A 20,956-nucleotide genomic window follows, 5' to 3' on the forward strand; every position below is an offset into this window, starting at 1 on the left:
GTTACCGACCGGCAAAAAATTTTTCGAGAACATTGCGGTAAATCTTGGTCAGCGCTTCGAGGTCGGCAAGGGCTACGCGTTCGTCCACCTTGTGCATCGTGCTGCCGCCGAGTCCGAACTCGACGACGGGGCCGGCGTCCTTCAGGAAGCGCGCATCCGACGTGCCGCCGGCGGTGCCGAGTGCCGGCGTCTTTCCGGTCACCGCCGCGACGGCATCCGCGACGAGCCCGCTCAAGGCCCCGGGCTCGGTCAGGAAGGCTTCGCCCGTCACCCAGATTTCGAGGTCGTAGGCGATGCCCGCCCGATCGAGGCCTTGCCGCAGCCGCTTCTCCAGGCGCTTGGCGGTGAAGGTGTCGCCGAAGCGCACGTTGAAGCTGGCTTCGATCTTTGCGGGGATCACGTTGGTCGCCGGGTTGCCGACATCGAGGCTGGTGATCTGCAGGTTCGACGGTTCGAAATGGGCGCTTCCCGCATCGAGAGGTTCGCCAAGAAGCGCCGCCAGCAGCCGCAGCATTTTCGGGATAGGGTTGTCGGCCAGGTGCGGGTAGGCCGTGTGGCCCTGCACGCCCCGCACCGTGAGCTTGCCGCTGAGGGCGCCGCGCCGCCCGATCTTGATCATCTCGCCAAGGGTCTGCGGGTTGGTGGGCTCGCCGACCAGACAGGCGTCGAAGCGTTCCCCTTCGCCGATCAGCGTTTCCAGCGCCTTGCGGGTGCCGTTGACGGAACGGCCCTCCTCGTCGCCGGTGATGAGCAGCGCGATCGAACCGCGAAAGTCGCCGCGCCGTTCGCTCAGGAAAGCGGCCGCGGCCGCGGCGAAGGCGGCGACGGCGCCCTTCATGTCGACAGCACCCCGGCCATAGAGAAAGCCGTCCACGATCTCGGCCTTGAAGGGCGCCACCGACCAGGCGGCGGCGTCGCCGACCGGCACGACGTCCGTGTGACCGGCAAAACAGAAAAGAGGGGTACCCTCGCCCACCTTGGCATAAAGGTTCTCGACCGTCTCCATCGCGTCCGAATAGGCAAGCCTGCGGCAGCGGAAGCCAAGCGGCCGGAGGGCGTCCTCGAGAACACCGATCGCGCCTTCGTCCTTCGGTGTCACGCTCGGGCAGCGGATAAGGGCTTGGGCAAGCGCCACTACGTCGAGGGAAGTCGTCATTCGCGCAGCAGCTCGTTGATCGAGGTTTTCGACCGTGTCCGCTCGTCCACCCGCTTGACGATCACCGCGCAGGCCAGCGACGGGCCGGGCCTGCCGTCGGCGAGCGGCGCACCGGGCAGCGCGCCCGGCACGATGACGGAGTAGGCCGGCACCCGACCGTAAAAAATTTCGCCGGTCACGCGGTCGATGATCTTCGTCGAGGCCCCGATATAGACCCCCATCGCCAGCACGGCACCTTCCTCGACGATAACGCCCTCCGCCACCTCCGACCGCGCCCCGATGAAGCAATTGTCCTCGATGACGACGGGGCTGGCCTGCAAGGGTTCGAGCACGCCGCCGATGCCGACGCCGCCGGAAAGGTGGCAGTTCTTCCCCACCTGCGCGCAGGAGCCAACCGTCGTCCAGCTGTCCACCATCGTGCCTTCGCCGACATGGGCGCCGACGTTCACGAAGGAAGGCATCAAAACGACGCCGGGGGCGATGTAGGCGGAACGCCGGACGATGCAGCCCGGCACGGCGCGAAAGCCCGCCTCGCGGAAACGTCTTTCATCCCAGCCGGCAAATTTCGAGGGTACCTTGTCGAACCAGATCGCCGCCTGACCCTCCATTCCCGGCCCGCCGGGGATGGGGGACATGTCGGCCAGCCGGAAGGAAAGCAGGACCGCTTTCTTCAGCCACGCGTTGACCTGCCAGCCGGCGGCCGTCCGTTGGGCGACGCGGAGCGCGCCCGAATCCAGCGCCGCCAGCACCGCCTCGACGGCCTCGACGGCTTTTCCCTTGGTCTTCGGCGACAATTGCGCGCGCATCTCCCAGGCGGCGTCGATGTCGCGCTCAAGGGCTTGAATATCCATCTGGGTTTCCTCGCTTTTTGGTCGGGCGCCACACCGGCGGCGAAGATGGGACAGCCCCCTTCCCCTGTCAACAGCACCTCGCCCGCCACGCCTCAAGGACGGCCGGTGACCGTCTCCAACCATCCGACAAGGTCGTCGGCGACATGGTGGATGTGCGCTTCCCACAAAGCGGCGTCCACCGAACCCTCCGGCGTGCGCAGCCACACCGTCGCCATGCCGAACGCTGCTGCCGGCGCCAGGTTCTTCGGCAAATCGTCAATCATCGCCGCCCGGGCGGGCTCGATTCCGTGGCGGTCGAACAGGCGGCGATAGACCTCGGGCTCCGGCTTGGGAAGAAAGTCGGCGGCGGCGATATCGAAGACGTCGTCGAAGTGCCGCGCCACGCCAAGCCTGGAGAGCACTTCCGCCACATGGGTGGCGGGACCGTTCGTGAAGATGAACTTCCTGCCCCAAAGTTTTTCCAGCACCGCATCCAGATCGGGATTCGCCAGAACGGGCGAAAAATCGACGGCGTGGACGTAGTCGAGATAGCCGGCCGGGTCCACCTCGTGATGCTGCATCAGGCCGCGCAGGGTGGTGCCGTAATGATGGAAGTATTCCTTCTGAAGGCGATGCGCCTCGTCTTCCCCGACGCCGAGCAGATCGCAGATGAATGCCTTCATCTTGCGATCGATTTGCGCGAAGAGACCGCAGTCCGCCGGGTAAAGCGTGTTGTCGAGATCGAAAATCCATGTCTCGACGTCTTCAAGGGCCGGCGGCCGGCGGCGGGGTAACGGAACATCCATGGCGTTTCGCGGCGGAACCCTTAAAGCCCCAAGGCTTGCCGCCCCCAAGGCGCTTGAGGAGCCGGTGGAAGGGCCGTGCCTGAAGGGTTCCTTAACCACCCTTTCTTAAGATTCCCCCAAGAGATAAGCCGACGTTCCAAAACAAGCAAGGCGAGGGCGACGCCGAATGAGCGGACCGCTTGCATCAAGGTTACCCGACGCGCCGCGGGCCAGTCCGGCGGCGGCGCGTTTGCTATCCCTGTTCGAGGACGGCGGCGCCATGGCGGGTGCGACCTTCCCGGCGCTGCTGGCCGACGGCGCGGGGCAGATTCTGCGCGCCAACCCGCAGGCCGGCATTCTTTCGGCGGGAAGCGCGGCCGAGCTCGCCACCCTCATCCGCGAAACCTTTCTGGCTGGCGTGGCGCGGCACGTCGAGGTCCAGCGCGTCGAAGGCAGTGGCGAAGCCGCGCTTGAGCTTTCGCTCATTCCCCTGCCGGAAGACAACCTTGTCCTCGTCCTTGCCACCGACGTCACGCTGGACCGCAACCTGCGCAAAGCGCTGATCGAATCGCGCCAGCGCTACAAGGCGCTCGTCGAGACGGCGAGCGACTTCGTATGGGAGACGGCGGCCGACGGCACCTTCGCCTTCGTCTCGCCGAAGGGCGCCCTTGGGTTCGATGCCGAAGCGCTCATCGGGCGCGGCGCGGCGGAACTGCTTTTCGACGCGGCGGAGACCGGGTTTGCCCTTCCCTTCACCACGCGCCGGGAAGTGAAGGAGGTCGAGCTTTGGTTCCAGAGCGAAAGCGGCGAGGCGGTTGCCCTCGCGATCTCGGCCCAGCCGATATTCGATGCGGAGGGCGTCTGGTCGGGCGCCCGCGGGACATGCCGGGACGTGACGAAGGCCCGCCTGCATCAGATGGCGCTTGCCCGCTTCCAGAACCGGGAACGCCTGCTTCTTTTTCTCGTGCGGACGATCCGGGACGAGGTCGCGCCGGACGCGATGCTGGCGCGGGCGGCGACCGCCATCGCGCACGCGGCGAACGCCGACGGCTGCCGAATTCTTACCCTGGACGAGGCCGGCCGCTTCCGCCAAGGCGCCATCGAAGGCGAAGCCCCTGCCTTCGAAGACGAGGCCCTGGCCAGCCAAGACCCGCACGAGCCCGCCCCCGCCCTCTTCGAGGAAGTCGGCCACGGCCACGGCCTCGTGCTCGCGACCTGCTACCGCAAGCGGCGAAACGGCGCGGTAAGCCTGTGGCGCAAGGGCAAACCCTTCGGCGAAGAGGACAAGGAATTGCTGGCCGGCGTCGCCGACCAGATCGGCATCGCGAATGAGCAGATCGCCGTTCACCAACGCCTGCTTCGTCTTTCGACGACGGACGCGTTGACGGGCCTTCTCAACCGACGCGCCTTTCACGAGAAACTCGATCGCCGTTTCGCGCGCGTGGCGCAAGGCCGGGAGCGGGCCGCCCTTTTTTACCTCGACCTCGACAATTTCAAGCAGGCGAACGACCGCCGCGGCCATGGCGCGGGCGATGCCGCCCTCAAGAAGGTCGGTGAAATCCTTCTGCGAAACACCCGCAGCGGCGACCTCCTCGCCCGCCACGGCGGGGACGAGTTCGCGCTGTGGCTGGAAAACACGAACGCGAAGGCGGCCGGGGAAAAGGCCGCCGCCCTGCTTGAGGGCGCGGCCGCGCTGGCCGATTTTTCCGGCGGGGTGGACGCCCCCCTCGGCTTCTCGATCGGGATCGCCGTCTTCGATCCGGACCACCCGGAGAACCTGCACCATCTCCTGAACCGGGCGGACGCCGCCATGTACCGGGCGAAACGCGGCGGCAAGGGCGGCTACGTCCTCGCCGATGCGGCGCAGGAGAAGGCGGAATGAACCGGCTGGGGCCCGCGAAAATCGGCTACGAGAAGGCGAAGGCCCTGGCCCGCGACGAGGACCCGCGCGTCCGCCGCGAGCTTGCCGCGCGCGCCGACGTCCGCCCGGAAGTTCTTTACTACCTGGCGGAAGACGCGGACGTAGAGGTGCGGGCGGCGATCGCCGCCAACGCGACCACCCCGGTCAAGGCGGACCTCCTGCTGGCGCGCGACACGGACGACGACGTCCGCCAGCGGCTCGCCCGCAAGATCGGCCGCCTGGTGCCGAACCTGCCGGAGGACACCCGGGACCGGGCCCGCGACTTAACCCTAGAGGTGCTCGAGGTCCTCATGCAGGACCGTCTGCCGCACGTCCGCCGGATGCTGGCCGAGGAGCTGAAGGCGACGGCGAAGGCACCGGCCGACGTCATTCGCCGGCTGGCTCAGGACCCGGCGATCGAGGTCGCCATGCCGGTCCTCGAATTCTCGCCGCTGCTGACGGAGGCGGACTTGCTGGCGATCCTCGCCGCGGGCCCGGTGGAAGAAGCGATCGCCGCGATCGCCCGCCGGAACGGCGTGTCGGAACCCGTCTCGGACGCCATCGTCGATATGGAAAGCGTCCCGGCGATCGCCGCCCTTCTCGCCAACCCGGTGGCGCAAATCCGGGAAGAAACCCTCGACCGCATCGTCGCCAAGGCGCCGGGGGTGCGGTCCTGGCACGAACCCCTCGCCCGCCGGCCGCATCTGCCGCCACGCATCCTGCGAAAGCTGACCGATTTCCTTGCCGTCTCGCTTCTTCAGACGATGCAAAAACGCGGCGATCTGGAGCCGGAGACGGCAAAACTGGTCGCCGCCGCCTTGCATGCCCGCGTCCGGAAGGAAGAAGTCGAAGAGGGGGACGCGGGGGACGCGGAAAGCGAAACGCGGGAAAGTATCGCGCAGGAAGTCCGCAAGCTCCATGCGAAAGGCGCGCTCGACGAAAAAGCGGTCGCCCTGGCCTTAGGCGCCGGCCAGCACGCCTTCGTCACCGAAGCCCTGGCCGTGCTCGGCCGGATTCCCGCCAAGATCGCCGAACGCGTCTTGAACGCGGGCAACGCCTTTGCCGTCGCCGCGCTCAGCTGGAAGGCGGGGCTTGGCGCGCGCTTGGCCTCCCGTATCCAGACGCGCCTTGCCCATATCCCGCCGACGGAGGCCTTAAGCGTCGAGTCGGACGCCTACCCGATGAGCGAGGACGCCATGCGCCTCCAGCTCGATTCCTTCCAACCGGCGCCGGACCGGACACCCGCGGAAGAGCAGCCGACGAGCGCGCACGAACCGCCGCCGGACCAAACGCCCGAAGACGCAAAACGCCGCACGGGCCCCATCGACCCGGATTGGTCGATGGACGGCGCCGCACGGCCGGTCCGGCGCGCGGTCGAGCCGGACTGGGCGGCAAGGCGGCCTGCCCGGTCGCAGGTCGCCGAGCCGGACTGGGCGCGGGAAACGCCGGCCGACGGGGCGGCAGGGGATAGGGGGGATACGCAAGAAGAACAAGAAGAAATCGGCGCGACCGGCGAAGCCGAAACCGCGGCAAGCTTGGAAGAAGCGTTGAAGGAAGGGATGGACCCGGCCGCGCCGAGGCCGAAAAAGCCGGCCTCGATCCTCTAGCCGGCCTCGATCAACGTGCCGACGCCGTGTTCCGTAAAGATCTCAAGCAGCAGCGCGTGCGGCACGCGCCCATCCAGAATGACGGCGGCGCCCACCCCCGCCCGGACCGACGCCAGGCAGGTTTCGACCTTCGGGATCATGCCGCCGTGAATCGTGCCATCGGCCACGGCGGTTTCAACGGCGCTGGCCGTCATCTCGGGGATGAGCGCGCCTTGCTTGTCGAGCACGCCGACGATGTCCGTCAATAAAAGCAGGCGCGTCGCGCCCACCGCCGCCGCGACGGCACCCGCCACCGTGTCCGCGTTGATATTATACGTCTCGCTATCCGCGCCGATGCCGATCGGCGCGATGACCGGGATGATCCAGGATTTAACGAGCGAGACGAGCGTTTCCGGATTCACGTGGGTCGGTTCGCCCACGAAGCCGAGATCGAGAACGTTTTCGATGTTCGAATCCGCGTCCCGCTGGGTGCGCTGCAATTTTCTCGCCTGGATCAGATTTCCATCCTTTCCGGAAAGGCCCACCGCTTTGCCGCCGGCCGCGTTGATCGCCGCGACGATTTCCTTGTTGATGTTGCCGGCCAGCACCATCTCGACGACCGTGACGGTTTCCTTGTCCGTGACGCGAAGCCCGTCCACGAATTCGCTTTTGATCTTGAGCCGCTTCAGCATCTCGCCGATCTGCGGCCCGCCGCCATGCACGACGATGGGATGAATACCGACCTGCTTGAGCAGGACGACGTCACGGGCGAAAAGCTTGGCCAGCTCCGGATCCCCCATCGCGTGGCCGCCATACTTGATGACGAAGGTTTCGCCGGCGTAGCGCCGCATATAGGGCAGCGCCTCCGAAAGCGTCTTCGCCTGGGCGAGCCACTTGGGGTTGACCTCGAATTTTTGTGCTGCTTTCTGCTCGGTTTTTTTCTCCGTCATGGTGCGGCACTCTAGTGGAATTCGCCCCCCCGCGCCAGCCGGGCCAGGCCGGCGCGCAGTTCCGGAATGCCTTCGCCGGTCCGGGCGCTCGTCACCAGGATTTCCGGATGGACCGGCCCGTGGGTCAGCGATTCCTCGGCGGTGGCGCGCAGCGCGGCGGCCAGGGCGGCGGTCGTCGGCTTGTCTCCCTTCGTCAGAACGATCTGGACGGAGACGGCCGCCTTGTCCAACAGGGCGAGCAGTCGGCGATCGACTTCCTTCAACCCGTGGCGGGCGTCCACCAGTAGAAGCACGCGCTTCAAGCTGGGCCTTGTCTTGAGGTAGCATTCGACGAGCGCCGTCCATTGCCGCACGGCCTGCTTGGAGGCGCGCGCGAAGCCGTGGCCCGGCAGGTCGGCAAGCATGAGTTTCTCGTCCAACCGAAAAAGGTTGATCTGCTGGGTGCGGCCCGGCGTCGTCGAGATGCGGGCCAACGCCTTCCGCCCGGTGAGGGCGTTCAGCAGGCTCGACTTGCCGACGTTCGACCGCCCGCAAAACGCCACTTCCGGCAATTCCGCCGGCGGAAGAACGGCAAGGCTCGTGGCACCGGCCACGAACGCGCAAGGACCCGCAAAAAGCCGCCGCCCGGCCTCCAGCGCCTCTTTTTCCAAGGAAGGCTTCAAGGCGGGGTTTTCAGCCCCGGGCGGCGCCTTTTCCGTTGCGGTCATCGGTGTTCGCCTCTTGAGGTGGCCTTGGGCGGCCTTGCGGAAGCTTCAAGCGTTCGACGATTGCTTGCTCGTCTGGCGCAGGATCATCCACTGCTGGGCGATCGAAAGCACGTTGTTCCACGCCCAATAGATGACCAGCCCGGCCGGGAACCGCGCAAGCAGAACCGTGAAGATGATGGGCATGAGCTGGAAGAGCTTCGCCTGGATGGGGTCGGCCGGCGGCGGGTTCAGCTTGAACTGCGCCCACATCGTTATACCCATGACGATCGGCCAGAGACCGATCTGCAGGAAGTCCGGCAGCGTCCACGGTATCAAACCGAACAGATTGAAGATCGAGGTGGGGTCCGGCGCCGAAAGATCCCGAATCCAGCCATAAAACGGCGCGTGCCGCATTTCGATCGTCACGAACAACACCTTGTAGAGCGCGAAGAAGACGGGCAGCTGTATGAGCACCGGCAGGCACCCGGCCAGCGGATTGATTTTCTCCCGCTTATAAAGCTCCATCATTTCCTTGTTCATGCTTGCGCGGTCGTCTTTGAAACGCTCGCGCAGCTCCATAACCTTCGGCTGCAGCAATTTCATCTTGCTCATCGAGCGATAGGACTTGTTGGCAAGCGGGTAGAAGAGAAGCTTGACCAGGACCGTCATCAGAAGGATGGCAAGCCCGAAATTGCCGAGCAGGGTGTTCAGGTAGTCGAGCAGATAGAAGATCGGTTTCGTCAGAAAATAGAGCCAGCCGAAATCAACGCTGCGATCGAAAAGCGGAACGTTGAGCGTGTTCGAGTAACGGTCGAGCAGGCGGACCTCCTTCGCGCCGGCGAAGAAATGGCCCGTCGTCTCCAGCGTTCCCCCCGCCGGAACCGTCGCCCCGGCGCCCAGAAAATCCACCTGGTACTTGTCATGGCCATCCGCCAGACGATGGGTGAAGCGGTAGTGGCTGGGGCGCGCCGGGTCCGGGATGAGCGCGGCCTGCCAGTACTTGTCCGTGATTCCGATCCAGCCGTCCGGGCTGTCGCGTTCCATGACGCGCGCCGCGGCGAGATCGTCGTAGTCGATCTCCTCGAGGGTGTGGTCGAAGACGCCGAGCAGCCCTTCATGCAGGATGAAGAAGCCCGCCGTCTTCGGGGTGCCGGTCCGGGAGAGGAGGCCATAGGGATGCAGCGTGACGTCGTGTTGGCTGGCGTTCCTCACGCTGTCTGTAACGGTGAAAAGATACGCGTCGTCCAGCGCGACGCGGCGGGTGAACTCAAGCCCCTGGTCGTTCCGCCAGGTAAGGGTGATCGGCTTGTCCGGGGTAAGCGTCGTGGCCGTCGTTTGCCATACGGCATCGGCGCCCGGCGTTTCGACGGCGCTATCCCCGCTCATCCAGCCGAACTCGGCGTAATAGGGCGCCGCCGACGCGGCCGGGTGCAGAAGAACGATTTCCGGGCTCTTGGGGTCGGTCGTCTCGCGGTAGGCCTTGAGCGCCAGGTCGTCGATCCGGCCGCCCTGGAGGCGGATCGAGCCGCGCACGCGGCCCGAAACGATCGGAATGCGCGCATCTTCCACCGCCGCGGCGGTCGAACCGTTCGCCGCCGCGCCGTTGGAAGGCGGCCGCGGCGTGTCACGGATCGGTGCGGGCACTTCCGGAACGGCGGCGCCAGATTTCGTTTCCTCGGTCGGGGTTACCGGCGGGGGGTAGTAATAATCGTAGAACGCCTGAAAGCTGAGCAGGATTCCAAGCGATAGGACGACGGCGAGAATAAGGTTGCGTTGTTCCATCATTCTTCCGTCTCAGGAATTCGGCATTTCGCTTTGCCGAGGCGACGACGGGCCGGGCACGGGATCGAAGCCATGGCCGCCGAAAGGATGGCAGCGTAGAATCCGGCGAAGCGCGAGCCAGCTTCCCCGGCCCGGCCCGAAACGCGCGATCGCCTCGCCCGCATAGTCCGAGCAGGTCGGAAGGTACCGGCAACAGGGCGGCAGCAACGGCGAAAGCGTCCACCGGTAAAGCCGGATGAGCGCTTGCAAGAGTAAGGTGAGTCCCCTCATGCCTTCCCCCTCGGGCCGGCGCCACCCGCCGGCCGCGGCCCGGCAAAAGAATCCAACCGTTCGAGAGCCATTCCCAGATCCTGAACCAGCGCCCCATAGGGGCGGGTAAGCGAGGAACGCCTTCCGATCACAACGTAGTCGCGGCCGGCCTTGCCATGGACCGCGAGCACCTCGCGGACGGCGGCCCGCAAACGGCGGCGAACCCGGTTCCGCGCAACTGCGTTGCCGACCCGGCGGCTCACCGTGAAGCCAATTCGTAAGCCCTTCTCCTCAGACCCGTCTGCCAAGGCGGGTCGGGGAGCAACCTGCAGAATTAATCCGGGAGTGACCCACTTGCGACCCCGGCCGGCGATCCGCAGGAAATCGGCCCGGTGCGTCAGGCGCCCGACCGACATCCCAAGCCCCTTAAGCCGACAGTCGCTTGCGGCCCTTCGCGCGACGGTTCGCCAACACCCGCCGGCCGCCGACCGTTGCCATCCGGCTGCGAAAACCGTGGCGGCGCTTGCGAACCAGGACACTCGGTTGATAGGTGCGTTTCACGATCGACTCCGTCCGGCGGTATCATACCTCGTAGGGCCCGGTGTATAAGGGCTTGGGACGGGCAAGTCAACGCCGGCGAGGGCGGTCCGGGCATCCTCGCGCGCTTCACGTTTTTTTGATAACCTGTTGACTTGGCGAAGCTCTCGGCGCCCGTTACACCCCAATCCTGGTTCATACCGCGGGGGAAGGGAAACCGCAAAAACCGCCATGACCGATCCGCACCGTCCCGAGGCCAGCCCGCCGGTCAAGCCGGAAAACCGGTGGCGGTACCTGCCGATCGCTTTCCTCGCCGTGGGGCTTTTCGCCTTCTTCGCCTTCGGCCTCCACCGCTATATCGCCTTCGAGACCCTCAAGGCCCACCGGGCCGAGATGCTCGACTTCGTCGGGCGCCATTACGTTCTGGCGATCCTGCTCTATGTCGCAGGCTACGCCCTCGCGATCGCCTTCTCGATTCCGGGGGGTGTCGTTCTGACGGTGACCGGCGGGTTCCTGTTCGGGCTCACGGTCGGCACCCTTGCCACCGTGGTCGGCGCCACCCTTGGCGCGGTCGGCCTCTTCCTCGCCGCCAGGCTTGCCTTCGGTAACGTACTCCGCCGCAAGGCCGGCCCAACCCTCCGCAAGATGGAAACCGGCTTCCGGGAAAACGCTTTCCATTACCTTCTCGTGCTCCGGCTCGTGCCGCTCTTTCCGTTCTGGCTCGTCAACCTGGCGGCCGCCCTTTTCGGCATGCCGCTTTCGGTTTACCTGCTCGCCACTTTCATCGGCATCGTTCCCGGCACTTTTGTGTATACAAGCATCGGAAACGGGCTGGGCGCCATTTTCGACCGCGGGGGCGCGCCGGACCTCAGCCTCATCTTCGATCCGGCGATATTGATCCCTATTCTGGGGCTTGCCCTTCTGGCGTTGCTTCCCATCGCCTACAAGAAATTCCAAACCCGGCGCGCGGCCCACGACGGAGAATCGCGATGACGGACCTGCTCACCCCGGACCTGTGCATCATCGGCGCCGGCTCCGGCGGCTTGTCTCTGGCGGCAGGCGCCTCGCAGATGGGCGCCGAAACCGTGCTGATCGAACGGGGCCGGATGGGGGGGGATTGCCTGAACACCGGCTGCGTGCCGTCGAAATCCCTGCTCGCCGCCGCCCATGTGGCGGAAACCATCCGGAAGGCTCACCTCTTCGGGGTGAAGGTGGCGGTGCCGGAGGTCGACTTTCCGGCCGTCCAGCGCCACGTGCGCGACGTCATCGCGGCGATCGCGCCAAACGATTCGGTCGAACGTTTCGAAGGCCTCGGCGTGCGCGTCATCCAGGCGGAAGGACGCTTCGCCGGCCCCCGCGAGGTGGCGGCCGGCGGGTTCCGCATCCGGGCGCGGCGTTTCGTCGTTGCCAGCGGCACGCGCGCGCGCGTGCCGGCGGTCCCGGGCTTGGAAAGCGTCCCCTATTTCACGAACGAGACGATCTTCGACAACACGGCGCTGCCCGAGCACCTGCTCGTGGTCGGCGGCGGGCCGATCGGGATCGAGATGGCCCACGCCCACCGCCTGCTCGGCGCCCACGTCACCGTGCTGGAAATGTCCAGCATTCTGCCGCGGGACGACCCCGAGCTCGTCGAACTTCTCCGCCAGCGGCTGCGCGGGGACGGTATCGATCTCCGCGAAGGCGTCGCCCTCGCCCGCTTCGAAAAAAGCGGCGAGCGGATCGTCGCCGTGCTGAAAGGAAAAACGTCCGAGGAGCGGATCGAAGGCTCGCACCTTCTGATCGCGGCCGGGCGCCAGGCAAATATCGAGGGGCTTGGCCTTGAGGCCGCCGCCGTCGCCTACGACCACAGGGGTATCCGGGTAAACGCTCGGCTTCGCACGACGAACCGTCGGGTCTATGCGATTGGAGACGTCGCTGGCGGCCCCCAATTCACCCACGTCGCCAACTACCACGCCGGAATCGCGATCCGGAACCTGCTTTTCCGCCTGCCGGCGAAGGCCGACACGGCGAACGTCCCCTGGGTCACCTACACGAACCCCGAGCTTGCCCATGTCGGGGCAAGCGAGGAAGCGGCGCGCAAGACCTGCGGAACGATCCGCGTTCTGCGCTGGCCGTTTGCGGAAAACGACCGCGCCCAGGCCGAGCGGATCACGGAAGGGCTGGTCAAGGTCGTAACGGACGGCAAGGGACGTATCCTCGGCGCCGATATCCTGGGCCCCCGGGCGGGCGAACTGATCCAGCCCTGGGCGCTGGCGATCGCGCAAAAGCTCAGGATCGGGGCGATGGCCAACGTGGTCGCCCCCTACCCAACCCTCGGTGAGACAAGCAAGCGGGCCGCCGGCAGCTACTACGCGCCGGCCCTGTTCGGGGAGCGCACCCGAAGGCTGGTTCGCTTCCTGGCCCGATTCGGCTAAGAAAGCCGGCCTGTGGCGGCGGCCCGGGCCCTCTGTGCCGAGACGGCAAGCCGGGGTAAGATAGCCCCCATGAAATGGCAAAAGTTTCCCTTGCCCGGGTTGGCGACCAGCCTTTCGGCCCGCCTGCTCGTTCTCACGATCGCTTTCGTGATGATGAGCGAGCTTCTGATCTTTTTTCCCTCCATCGGCAACTTCCGGATCGCCTACCTCCAGGAACACATCAACGCCGCCCACGTCGCAACGCTTGCGCTGGAGGCGACGCCTTTGCGCGAGGTCAGCCTGGCACTGGAAGAAAAACTTCTCGACAACGCCCGCGTCGACGAGGCGGCGACCTTCCGGGAACGCTCGACGACCTACATGCTCCGGCGCGCCATGCCGACACCGATCGAGGTGAGCTTCGATCTTCGGGAAGGCAACTTCTTCACCTTCATCCGGGATGCCGTCCAGACGATGACGCAGAAGATAAACCGCGTCATCCAGGTGACCGGCGTGCCAACGACGGCGACGGACTCCATCGTGCGCATCGTCATGGACGAACAGCCGTTGCGCGAGGCGATGTACGACTTCGGCATCCGCGTTCTCGCGCTTTCCATACTCATTTCCGTGATCACCGCCACGCTCGTCTATATCGCGCTGCACCGCCTCTTCGTTCAGCCGATGCGGCGGATCACCGCCAGCATGATGGCTTTTCGGGAATCGCCGGAAGACGCGACGCGGCACTTACCCGCCAGCCGACGTCGGGACGAAATCGGTATCGCCCAGCGCGAGCTTGCGCGCATGCAGGAAGAACTGCGGGCGGCGCTGGCCCAGAAGACGCGCCTTGCCGCCCTCGGCGAAGGGGTGACGAAAATTCATCACGACCTTCGCAATATTCTCTCGACGGCCTCGCTCGTCTCCGACCGTCTCGCCTTAAGCAGCGACCCCGAAGTGAAACGCCTGACGCCGAGACTTCTCGACGCGATCGACCGGGCCGTGAAGCTTTGCACGCAGACCCTGGCCTTTGCCCGCGAGGGCCCGCCGCCGCTCCAGGTTTCGCAGGTATCCCTTCGCAAGCTCATGGACGAGGTCGGCGCCAGCCTTTCGTTCGCCGAAAACGAGGGGCGCGTCTTCGCCATCGACAATCGCCTGCCGAACGATTTCGTCCTGGAAGTGGACCGCGACCAATTCTTCCGGGTGCTGACGAATCTCGCCCGCAACGCCGTCGAGGCGGGCGCCCACTGGCTGACGGTTTCGGCGACGATCACCAAGAACGACGTTACGATCGACGTCGCCGATGACGGCCCCGGCATCCCGGCCAATATCCAAAAGCGCCTCTTTCATCCCTTCGCCGCCTCGGCGCGCGCCGGCGGCACCGGCCTCGGGCTTGCCATCTGCCAGGATCTGCTGGAGGCGCACGGCGGCGGACTTGCGCTGGTGCAGACGTCCAGCCAGGGCACCCTGTTCCGCATCCGCCTGCCCGCCAAGCTGCACGTCCCCTCCCGCCGGCGACGCTTGTTCCAGACCGGCGGGTCCGCCGCATGATCCACCGCCCATCCTGCGGGCACGGCGCGAAATCCCCGGCCGCGAAACCCCTGGAAGTTTGAGCGATGACCATGGACGAGCGCATCGTTCGCTATACCCGGTGGGTGATCCGCTGGCGGTTTGCCATCTTGTTCTTCTCGCTCGCCGCGGTGGCGCTGGCGGGTATCGGCATGGGCCGGCTGCAATTCGAGAAGGACTACCGCGTCTATTTCGGCGAGAACAACCCGCAACTCAAGGCCTTCGAAGCGCTGCAGAACATTTACGCCCGCAATGACAATGTTCTCTTCGTGCTGGCGCCAAAGGATGGCGACGTCTTCACGAAAGAAACCCTTGACGCCGTCTGGGCGCTGACGGAGGCGGCCTGGCGAACCCCCCATTCGACCCGCGTCGATTCGCTCACGAACTACCAGCACACGCGGGCGGCGGGCGACGAGTTGCTCGTCGGCGATCTGGTGCCGGCCCCCAATGCCCTGACACCGGAAACGCTCGAAGAAATCCGGCGCATCGCCCTCTCCGAACCGCTTCTTGTCCGCCGCCTGGTTTCCGAGAAGGGACATGTCACCGGCGTCAACGTGACGGTGCAACTAAAGCGCGGCGACCCGAGGGCGGAAGAAGAGACCGTTGCCGCCGCCCGGGCGCTGGCCGACGCGATTCACGAATCCCATCCGGACATCGACATCTACCTTACCGGCCTCGTGATGCTGAACGCCGCCTTCGCGGAAGCCAGCATCGCGGATATCGAAACGCTTACGCCTTTGATGTACGGCTTGTTGCTGCTTGCGATCGCCTTCACGCTGCGTTCGGTTACGGGCACGGTCGGTACGATCTTCATCATCGCTTTTTCCGCCGTCACCGCCATGGGGATCGCGGGCTGGATCGGCATCCAGCTGACGCCGTCTTCCGTCGGCGCGCCGATCGTGATCATGACGCTGGCCGTCGCCGACAGCGTTCACCTGCTGCTCACGATGCTTGCCCTGATGCGGAAAGGCAAACCGCGCGAGGAGGCTCTTTCCGAAAGCCTCCGCGTCAACGCGCAGCCGGTCTTTCTGACCAGCCTCACGACCGTCATCGGTTTCCTGAGCATGAATTTCAGCGACGCCCCGCCCTTCCGCGACCTCGGCAATATCACGGCCATCGGCGTTGTGGCGGCCTATTTCTATTCCATGCTGTTTCTGCCGGCGCTGGTCACGACGTTTCCGGTGCGCGTCGGGAAGAAGAAAGCCGGCCCGTTCGAATTGCCGATGGAAGGAATCGCCAATTTCGTCATCCGCCACAGAAAATCGCTGCTTTACGGGATGACGGCCCTTCTTCTCCTGGTCGGCTCCGTGATCCCGCGCATTCAGTTCAACGACGAGTGGGTCGGCTACTTCGACGAGAAACTGCCCTTCCGGCAGCACACGGAATTCGTGATGAACAACTTGACCGGCATCTTGATCGTTGACTACTCCCTCAACGCCGAGGGAAGCGGCGGCATCGCGGAGCCGGAATACCTGCAAAACCTGGAGCGCTTTGCCGAATGGTGCCGGGCGCAGCCCGGCATCGTTCACGTGAATACGATCACGGACACGTTCAAGCGGCTGAACAGGAACATGCACGGGGACGACCCCGCCTGGTACCGCCTGCCCGAAACCCGCGAGATGGCGGCGCAGTACTTGCTTTTGTATGAATTTTCGCTTCCCTTCGGGCTCGACCTCAACAACCAGATCAACGTGGATCGCTCGGCCACGCGCTTCGTCGTCACGACGAAGAACATGGACACCGAATCCCTCAAGACGCTAACCGCGAGATCGGAAAACTGGCTGCGGGAGAACGCGCCGCCCTATATGTGGGCGGAAGGCAGCGGGCCCTCGATCATGTTCGCCCATATTTCGGAACGCAACATCCGGAACATGCTGGGCGGCACGGCGGTGGCGGTGCTCCTCATCGGCCTGACGCTCGTCTTCTCGCTTCGCAGCCTTAAGATCGGGCTCTTCAGCCTGATTCCGAATCTGGTGCCGATGGTGCTTGCCTTTGGCTTCTGGGGCGCCATCGTCGGCCAGATCAACGTTTCCTCGGCCATCGTCGCCTCGATCTGCCTGGGAATTGTCGTGGACGACACCATCCACTTCCTGAGCAAGTACCTGCGCGCCATGCGGGAAATGAAGCTGAGCGCGACGGACGCCGTGCGCTACGCCTTCTCAACCGTGGGCATGGCGCTGGTGGCGAACTCGTTCATCCTTGCCATAGGCTTTCTCGTGCTGACGTTTTCGACCTTCAAGGTGAACGAAACCTTCGGGCTGCTGTCGGCGATCACGATCGTGCTGGCGCTGGTCGCCGACTTTTTCCTCCTGCCGCCGCTTCTGATGTGGCTTGAAGAGCGAAAGGGAAAAAGCCCGGCCGGCACCGCCTAGGCGGCGTCCAGGCGGCGAAGGACGTAGTGCAGGATGCCGCCGCTCTTGAAGTATTCCGCCTCGTCCGCCGTATCGATCCGGCAAAGCAGCCGCACGGTTTCGGCTTTTCCGTTCGCCCGCGTGATCCGGCATTCCACTTCCATCCGGGGCCGTATGCCCGCCTGCAAGCCCAGAAGGTCGAAGGTCTCGCTGCCATCGAGGGCGAGCGTCTTCCGGCTGACGTCTTCCGGAAAACAAAGAGGGAGGACGCCCATGCCGATCAGGTTGGAACGGTGGATGCGCTCGAAACTTTCCGCGAGCACGGCAAGCACGCCCAAAAGCCGCGTCCCCTTCGCCGCCCAGTCGCGGGAGGAGCCGGTGCCGTACTCCTTGCCGGCCACGACGACGAGCGGCACGCCTTCGCGGGCATAGGCCATTGCCGCCGCATAGATCGACATGGCCTCGCCGTCCGGCAGGTGGCGGGTGACGCCGCCTTCGGTGCCCGGCGCCATTTCGTTGCGAAGGCGAATGTTCGCGAAGGTCCCCCGCATCATTACCTCGTGATTGCCGCGCCGCGCGCCGTAGGAGTTGAAGTCGGCCTGCGAAACGGCGTGTTCGAGCAGGTATTCGCCGGCCGGGCTTGCCTTCTTGATGGCGCCGGCCGGCGAGATGTGATCCGTCGTGACGCTGTCGCCCAGGATGGCGAGCGGACGGGCGGACCGAATATCGCCGATGGCCGCCGGCTTGCTTGCCATGTCGACGAAATAGGGCGGGTGCTTGACGTAGGTGCTGGCGGCGTCCCATCGGTAGGTCTCGCCGGAGGGCGCCTCGATTTCACGCCACTCCTTAAGGCCTTCGAAGACGTTCGCGTAGCGCTTCCGAAACATGGCGGGGGTAAGCGACTTCTCGATCACGGCGGCGATTTCCTGGTTGGTCGGCCAGACGTCGCGCAGGTAGACGGGCTTGCCGTCCTTTCCTTCACCAATCGGGTCGTTCTTGAGATCGATGGCGACGGTGCCGGCCAGGGCGTAGGCGACAACGAGCGGGGGCGAGGCAAGGTAATTCGCCTTCACGTGCGGGTTGATGCGGCCTTCGAAGTTGCGGTTGCCGGAAAGGACGCCGGCGACGACAAGCTCCTTCGCCTCGATGGCCTTGGCAATCTTGGGGTCGAGCGGCCCGGAGTTGCCGATGCAGGTCATACAGCCATAGCCGACGAGATTGAAACCAAGCGCATCGAGGCTGTCCTGCAGCCCGGCGGCGGCCAGATATTCGGTGACGACCTGCGAGCCCGGCGCCAACGAGGCCTTCACCCAGGGCTGGCGGCGAAGCCCTTTCGCGATGGCCTTCTTGGCCAACAGCCCGGCGCCGATCATGACGGCGGGGTTCGAGGTGTTCGTGCAGCTCGTGATGGCGGCGATCACGACATCGCCGTCGGCCAGCGCGTGGTCCATGCCCGCGATCGGCTGGCGGCGAGGGGTGGCGCTGCCCGCTTCCTTCAACCCCTTTTCGAAGGACGGCTTCACCTGCGAAAGCAACAGGCGGTCCTGGGGCCGCTTCGGCCCGGCGAGGCTGGGTTCGACCGCGCCCAAGTCCAGTTCAAGGATCGCCGTGAAGACCGGGTCCGGCGTTTTCGCGTCGCGCCACAGGCCTTGCGCCTTTGCGTACGCCTCGACGAGGGCGATCTGGTCGTCCTCGCGGCCGGTCAGGCGAAGGTAGCGGAGCGTTTCCACGTCCACCGGGAAGAAACCGCAGGTCGCGCCGTATTCCGGCGCCATGTTGGCGACGGTGGCGCGGTCGGCGAGCGGCAGATGATCGAGACCGGGACCGAAGAACTCGACGAACTTGCCGACGACGCCCTTCGCCCGCAGCATCTGGGTGACCGTGAGCACGAGGTCCGTCGCCGTGGCACCTTCGGCCAGTTTGCCCGTCAACTTGAAGCCCACGACCTCGGGGATCACCATCGAGATCGGCTGGCCCAGCATGGCGGCCTCCGCCTCGATGCCGCCCACCCCCCAACCGAGAACGGCGAGACCGTTGACCATGACGGTGTGGCTGTCGGTGCCGACCAGGGTGTCGGGGTAGGCAAGGGCCGCGCCCTTTTCTTCCACGGTCCACACGACGCGGGCCAGGTATTCGAGATTGACCTGATGGCAGATGCCGGTTCCCGGCGGCACGACGCGGAAATTATCGAACGCCTTCTGACCCCAGCGAAGGAAGGCGTAGCGTTCGTGGTTGCGCTCGAACTCCTTGGCGACGTTTTCCTGAAAAGCGGTCTTGGTGCCCGCAAAATCGGCGGTGACGGAATGGTCGATGACGAGATCGACCGGCGAGAGCGGGTTGATCGTCTTCGGGTCACCCCCCATCGCGACAACCGCGTCCCGCATCGCCGCGAGATCGACGACGGCGGGAACGCCGGTAAAATCCTGCATGAGCACGCGGGCCGGACGGAAGGCGATTTCGCGCTCCGAGGTCCGCTTCTCCGCCCACTTCGCCAGCGCCTCGATATCCTCGACCGTGACGGTCTTGCCGTCCTCGAAGCGCAGCAGGTTTTCCAAAAGCACTTTCAGCGAAAGCGGAAGCCGCGAGACGTCCCCAAACCTTCCGGCGGCGGCGAGGGCAAAATAGTCGTAGGTTTTATTGCCTAGCTTTAAGGACGTTCTCGCCTGCAAGCGATCCGAGCCGGTTTGCGACATACACCCTTCCTCCTTAGCTTTTCTTTAAGAAGAAAAAAACTTAGCATGAATTCACTTCCCAGTCCTTAAGCGACCGGCGCCGGCTTGACCCTGTGTTTTTATCTGGGCTAGGAAGGCCAGCGCTTCGGGGCTTCTCTTGGCCACCCGCTCGAAGCCCCTGAAACGAACGAGACACGGCACGGCATGGCGGAATTCACGGGCCACGAACTGACCTGCCTGCGCGGGGAACGCCGGGTTTTCGCAGGTGTCGCCTTCCGGGCGGCAAGCGGCGACGCCCTCGTGCTGCAAGGCCCGAACGGCGCCGGCAAGACGAGCCTTCTGCGCCTGATGGCGGGCCTTGGCGCGCCCGCCAGGGGCACCCTCCGCTGGGACGGCGCCGACATCGCGGAACATCCCGACGCCCACCACGCGCGGCTTTGCTTCGTGGGCCATCTCGACGGCGTCAAGCCGGCCTTCAGCGTGCGGGAAAACCTCGCCTTCTGGGCGGCGATCGGCGGCCATGGGGAAACGGCAAGGGTGGCGGCGGCGCTTGACGCCTTCCGGCTGCTGCCGCTCGCGGACTTTCCGGCGCGCTTTCTTTCGGCCGGCCAACGCCGGCGCCTCAACCTTGCCCGCCTGCTCGCGACGGAAGCGCCCCTTTGGCTGCTGGACGAACCGGAAGCCGCCCTCGACCGCGAGGCAAGGGAAACGCTGCGCGAGGCCATCGCCGGCCACCGGCGCGGCGGCGGCATCGTCGTTGTCGCGACCCACGGCGAGGCAACGCCGCCGGCAGGCATTCCCCTCGAACTGCGCTTTGCAAGCTCGGGGGGGCGCGCCGCATGAAGCGTTTTCTTCTTCTTCTCCGCCGCGAGCTCAAGCTTGGTCTCCGCCACGCGAACGACAGCCTGTCGGCGGTCTTCTTCTTTCTTTTGGCCGCACTTCTTTTCCCGTTCGGGGTAGGGCCGGAGGCGGCACTTCTGGCCCGCATCGCCGCCGGCGTCATCTGGGTAACGGCGCTGCTCGCCGCGATGCTTTCCTTCGAGCGCCTATTTCAGACGGATTACGACGACGGCAGCCTCGATCTTCTGGCCGTAGCGCCGGTGCCGCTCGAAGCCGTCGTCCTTGCAAAAAGTATCGCGCACTGGCTGACGACCGGTTTTCCCCTGCTCGTCGCCAGCCCAGTCCTCGCCCTGCTCCTGCAGCTTCCCCCGCAAGCCATCGGCACGCTGATGCTTGCGATGCTGATCGGCACGCCGACGCTGAGTTGCCTGGGCGCCATCGGGGCGGCGCTGGTCTTGGGCGCCAGGCGCGGCGGCGTGTTGTTGTCGCTTTTGCTGCTGCCGCTTTTGGTGCCGGTCCTGATTTTCGGCGTCGCCGCGGTTGAGGCGGGGGCGGCGGGCCTTGACGCCACCCCGCGGCTTGCCGCGCTCGGCGGCTTCCTCGTGCTGGCAGGCGGCTTTTCGCCCTGGGTAAGCGCAGTGGCCTTGCGCCAAGCGCTGGAATAGACTGCGGGCGACCC

General features: G+C 65.5%; 18 protein-coding genes. 8 read left to right on the forward strand and 10 right to left on the reverse strand.

Annotation, left to right across the window (positions count from 1 at the left end):
* Position 1: 1 nt before the first annotated feature.
* From dapE to AB1781_04020, 3 genes are all read right to left on the reverse strand, one after another.
* Entirely contained in the window at positions 2-1,156 is a 1,155-nt protein-coding gene (gene dapE, locus AB1781_04010; protein MEW5703737.1) for a succinyl-diaminopimelate desuccinylase, read from the reverse strand.
* The gene (gene dapD, locus AB1781_04015; protein ID MEW5703738.1) at positions 1,153-2,007 is read right to left on the reverse strand and encodes a 2,3,4,5-tetrahydropyridine-2,6-dicarboxylate N-succinyltransferase; all 855 of its coding nucleotides are present in this window, start codon (positions 2,005-2,007) and stop codon (positions 1,153-1,155) included. Before dapD ends, dapE begins: the two co-directional genes overlap by 4 nt.
* A 92-nt stretch (positions 2,008-2,099) precedes the next feature.
* Positions 2,100-2,792: a pyrimidine 5'-nucleotidase gene (locus tag AB1781_04020; protein MEW5703739.1), complete on the reverse strand. Its 693-nt coding sequence runs from the start codon at positions 2,790-2,792 to the stop codon at positions 2,100-2,102.
* 166 nt (positions 2,793-2,958) lie between these two features.
* On the opposite strand from AB1781_04020, the gene AB1781_04025 reads away from it, so the two are divergent.
* Together AB1781_04025 and AB1781_04030 are read left to right on the forward strand one after the other, a co-directional pair.
* Entirely contained in the window at positions 2,959-4,653 is a 1,695-nt protein-coding gene (locus AB1781_04025; GenBank protein ID MEW5703740.1) for a sensor domain-containing diguanylate cyclase, read from the forward strand.
* Positions 4,650-6,278, forward strand: coding sequence for a DUF2336 domain-containing protein (locus AB1781_04030; protein MEW5703741.1), 1,629 nt, complete (start codon positions 4,650-4,652; stop codon positions 6,276-6,278). The genes AB1781_04025 and AB1781_04030 overlap by 4 nt, the downstream gene beginning before the upstream one ends.
* Here the strand turns inward: AB1781_04030 and argB are convergent.
* Genes argB through rpmH form a run of 6 tightly spaced genes read right to left on the reverse strand, consistent with a single transcriptional unit; the run spans position 6,275 to position 10,485 of the window.
* The gene (gene argB / locus AB1781_04035; GenBank protein MEW5703742.1) at positions 6,275-7,207 is read right to left on the reverse strand and encodes an acetylglutamate kinase; all 933 of its coding nucleotides are present in this window, start codon (positions 7,205-7,207) and stop codon (positions 6,275-6,277) included. The genes AB1781_04030 and argB overlap by 4 nt on opposite strands.
* Before the next feature lie 11 nt (positions 7,208-7,218).
* Complete coding sequence (yihA, locus tag AB1781_04040) at positions 7,219-7,914, reverse strand: ribosome biogenesis GTP-binding protein YihA/YsxC (GenBank protein MEW5703743.1); 696 nt, start codon at positions 7,912-7,914, stop codon at positions 7,219-7,221.
* A 45-nt stretch (positions 7,915-7,959) separates the two neighbouring features.
* The gene (yidC, locus tag AB1781_04045) at positions 7,960-9,678 is read right to left on the reverse strand and encodes a membrane protein insertase YidC (GenBank protein MEW5703744.1); all 1,719 of its coding nucleotides are present in this window, start codon (positions 9,676-9,678) and stop codon (positions 7,960-7,962) included.
* A gap of 9 nt (positions 9,679-9,687) precedes the next feature.
* Positions 9,688-9,945 (reverse strand): membrane protein insertion efficiency factor YidD, encoded by a 258-nt coding sequence (gene yidD / locus AB1781_04050; protein ID MEW5703745.1) that lies wholly within the window; start codon positions 9,943-9,945, stop codon positions 9,688-9,690.
* Positions 9,942-10,340: a ribonuclease P protein component gene (rnpA, locus tag AB1781_04055; GenBank protein MEW5703746.1), complete on the reverse strand. Its 399-nt coding sequence runs from the start codon at positions 10,338-10,340 to the stop codon at positions 9,942-9,944. Before rnpA ends, yidD begins: the two co-directional genes overlap by 4 nt.
* Before the next feature lie 10 nt (positions 10,341-10,350).
* Positions 10,351-10,485 carry a 50S ribosomal protein L34 gene (gene rpmH, locus AB1781_04060; GenBank protein ID MEW5703747.1) on the reverse strand — a complete coding sequence of 45 codons (135 nt, stop codon included), beginning with the start codon at positions 10,483-10,485 and terminating at the stop codon, positions 10,351-10,353.
* A gap of 207 nt (positions 10,486-10,692) precedes the next feature.
* Here rpmH and AB1781_04065 point away from each other — a divergent pair, with 207 nt between their 5' ends.
* The 4 genes from AB1781_04065 to AB1781_04080 all read left to right on the forward strand — a co-directional run bounded on the left by AB1781_04065 (position 10,693) and on the right by AB1781_04080 (position 16,786).
* Complete coding sequence (locus AB1781_04065; protein ID MEW5703748.1) at positions 10,693-11,454, forward strand: TVP38/TMEM64 family protein; 762 nt, start codon at positions 10,693-10,695, stop codon at positions 11,452-11,454.
* Complete coding sequence (locus tag AB1781_04070; GenBank protein ID MEW5703749.1) at positions 11,451-12,875, forward strand: FAD-dependent oxidoreductase; 1,425 nt, start codon at positions 11,451-11,453, stop codon at positions 12,873-12,875. The genes AB1781_04065 and AB1781_04070 overlap by 4 nt, the downstream gene beginning before the upstream one ends.
* 69 nt (positions 12,876-12,944) lie before the next feature.
* Positions 12,945-14,396, forward strand: a complete 1,452-nt coding sequence (locus AB1781_04075) for a HAMP domain-containing sensor histidine kinase (protein MEW5703750.1) — start codon at positions 12,945-12,947, stop codon at positions 14,394-14,396.
* Positions 14,397-14,461: 65 nt separating this feature from the next.
* Positions 14,462-16,786: an MMPL family transporter gene (locus AB1781_04080; protein ID MEW5703751.1), complete on the forward strand. Its 2,325-nt coding sequence runs from the start codon at positions 14,462-14,464 to the stop codon at positions 16,784-16,786.
* On the opposite strand, the gene acnA is transcribed toward AB1781_04080, so the two are convergent.
* Positions 16,783-19,458, reverse strand: a complete 2,676-nt coding sequence (gene acnA / locus AB1781_04085) for an aconitate hydratase AcnA (protein MEW5703752.1) — start codon at positions 19,456-19,458, stop codon at positions 16,783-16,785. The genes AB1781_04080 and acnA overlap by 4 nt on opposite strands.
* 183 nt (positions 19,459-19,641) lie before the next feature.
* Here acnA and ccmA point away from each other — a divergent pair, with 183 nt between their 5' ends.
* Together ccmA and ccmB are read left to right on the forward strand one after the other, a co-directional pair.
* Positions 19,642-20,280, forward strand: a complete 639-nt coding sequence (ccmA, locus tag AB1781_04090) for a heme ABC exporter ATP-binding protein CcmA (GenBank protein MEW5703753.1) — start codon at positions 19,642-19,644, stop codon at positions 20,278-20,280.
* Positions 20,277-20,942 (forward strand): heme exporter protein CcmB, encoded by a 666-nt coding sequence (gene ccmB, locus AB1781_04095; protein ID MEW5703754.1) that lies wholly within the window; start codon positions 20,277-20,279, stop codon positions 20,940-20,942. The genes ccmA and ccmB overlap by 4 nt, the downstream gene beginning before the upstream one ends.
* The last annotated feature ends 14 nt before the right edge of the window (positions 20,943-20,956 follow it).

This window comes from Pseudomonadota bacterium, from assembly GCA_040752895.1.
Lineage (GTDB): Bacteria > Pseudomonadota > Alphaproteobacteria.

Excerpts from the sequence above, each read along its gene's own strand:
- argB (MEW5703742.1), bottom strand. The coding sequence starts at position 7,207 with ATGACGGAGAAAAAAACCGAGCAGAAAGCAGCACAAAAATTCGAGGTC.
- yidC (MEW5703744.1), bottom strand. The coding sequence starts at position 9,678 with ATGATGGAACAACGCAACCTTATTCTCGCCGTCGTCCTATCGCTTGGA.
- AB1781_04080 (MEW5703751.1), top strand. The coding sequence starts at position 14,462 with ATGACCATGGACGAGCGCATCGTTCGCTATACCCGGTGGGTGATCCGC.
- dapD (MEW5703738.1), bottom strand. The coding sequence starts at position 2,007 with ATGGATATTCAAGCCCTTGAGCGCGACATCGACGCCGCCTGGGAGATG.
- dapE (MEW5703737.1), bottom strand. The coding sequence starts at position 1,156 with ATGACGACTTCCCTCGACGTAGTGGCGCTTGCCCAAGCCCTTATCCGC.
- AB1781_04025 (MEW5703740.1), top strand. The coding sequence starts at position 2,959 with ATGAGCGGACCGCTTGCATCAAGGTTACCCGACGCGCCGCGGGCCAGT.
- rnpA (MEW5703746.1), bottom strand. The coding sequence starts at position 10,340 with ATGTCGGTCGGGCGCCTGACGCACCGGGCCGATTTCCTGCGGATCGCC.
- AB1781_04030 (MEW5703741.1), top strand. The coding sequence starts at position 4,650 with ATGAACCGGCTGGGGCCCGCGAAAATCGGCTACGAGAAGGCGAAGGCC.
- AB1781_04070 (MEW5703749.1), top strand. The coding sequence starts at position 11,451 with ATGACGGACCTGCTCACCCCGGACCTGTGCATCATCGGCGCCGGCTCC.
- AB1781_04020 (MEW5703739.1), bottom strand. The coding sequence starts at position 2,792 with ATGGATGTTCCGTTACCCCGCCGCCGGCCGCCGGCCCTTGAAGACGTC.
- yihA (MEW5703743.1), bottom strand. The coding sequence starts at position 7,914 with ATGACCGCAACGGAAAAGGCGCCGCCCGGGGCTGAAAACCCCGCCTTG.
- AB1781_04075 (MEW5703750.1), top strand. The coding sequence starts at position 12,945 with ATGAAATGGCAAAAGTTTCCCTTGCCCGGGTTGGCGACCAGCCTTTCG.
- acnA (MEW5703752.1), bottom strand. The coding sequence starts at position 19,458 with ATGTCGCAAACCGGCTCGGATCGCTTGCAGGCGAGAACGTCCTTAAAG.
- AB1781_04065 (MEW5703748.1), top strand. The coding sequence starts at position 10,693 with ATGACCGATCCGCACCGTCCCGAGGCCAGCCCGCCGGTCAAGCCGGAA.
- ccmB (MEW5703754.1), top strand. The coding sequence starts at position 20,277 with ATGAAGCGTTTTCTTCTTCTTCTCCGCCGCGAGCTCAAGCTTGGTCTC.
- ccmA (MEW5703753.1), top strand. The coding sequence starts at position 19,642 with ATGGCGGAATTCACGGGCCACGAACTGACCTGCCTGCGCGGGGAACGC.
- yidD (MEW5703745.1), bottom strand. The coding sequence starts at position 9,945 with ATGAGGGGACTCACCTTACTCTTGCAAGCGCTCATCCGGCTTTACCGG.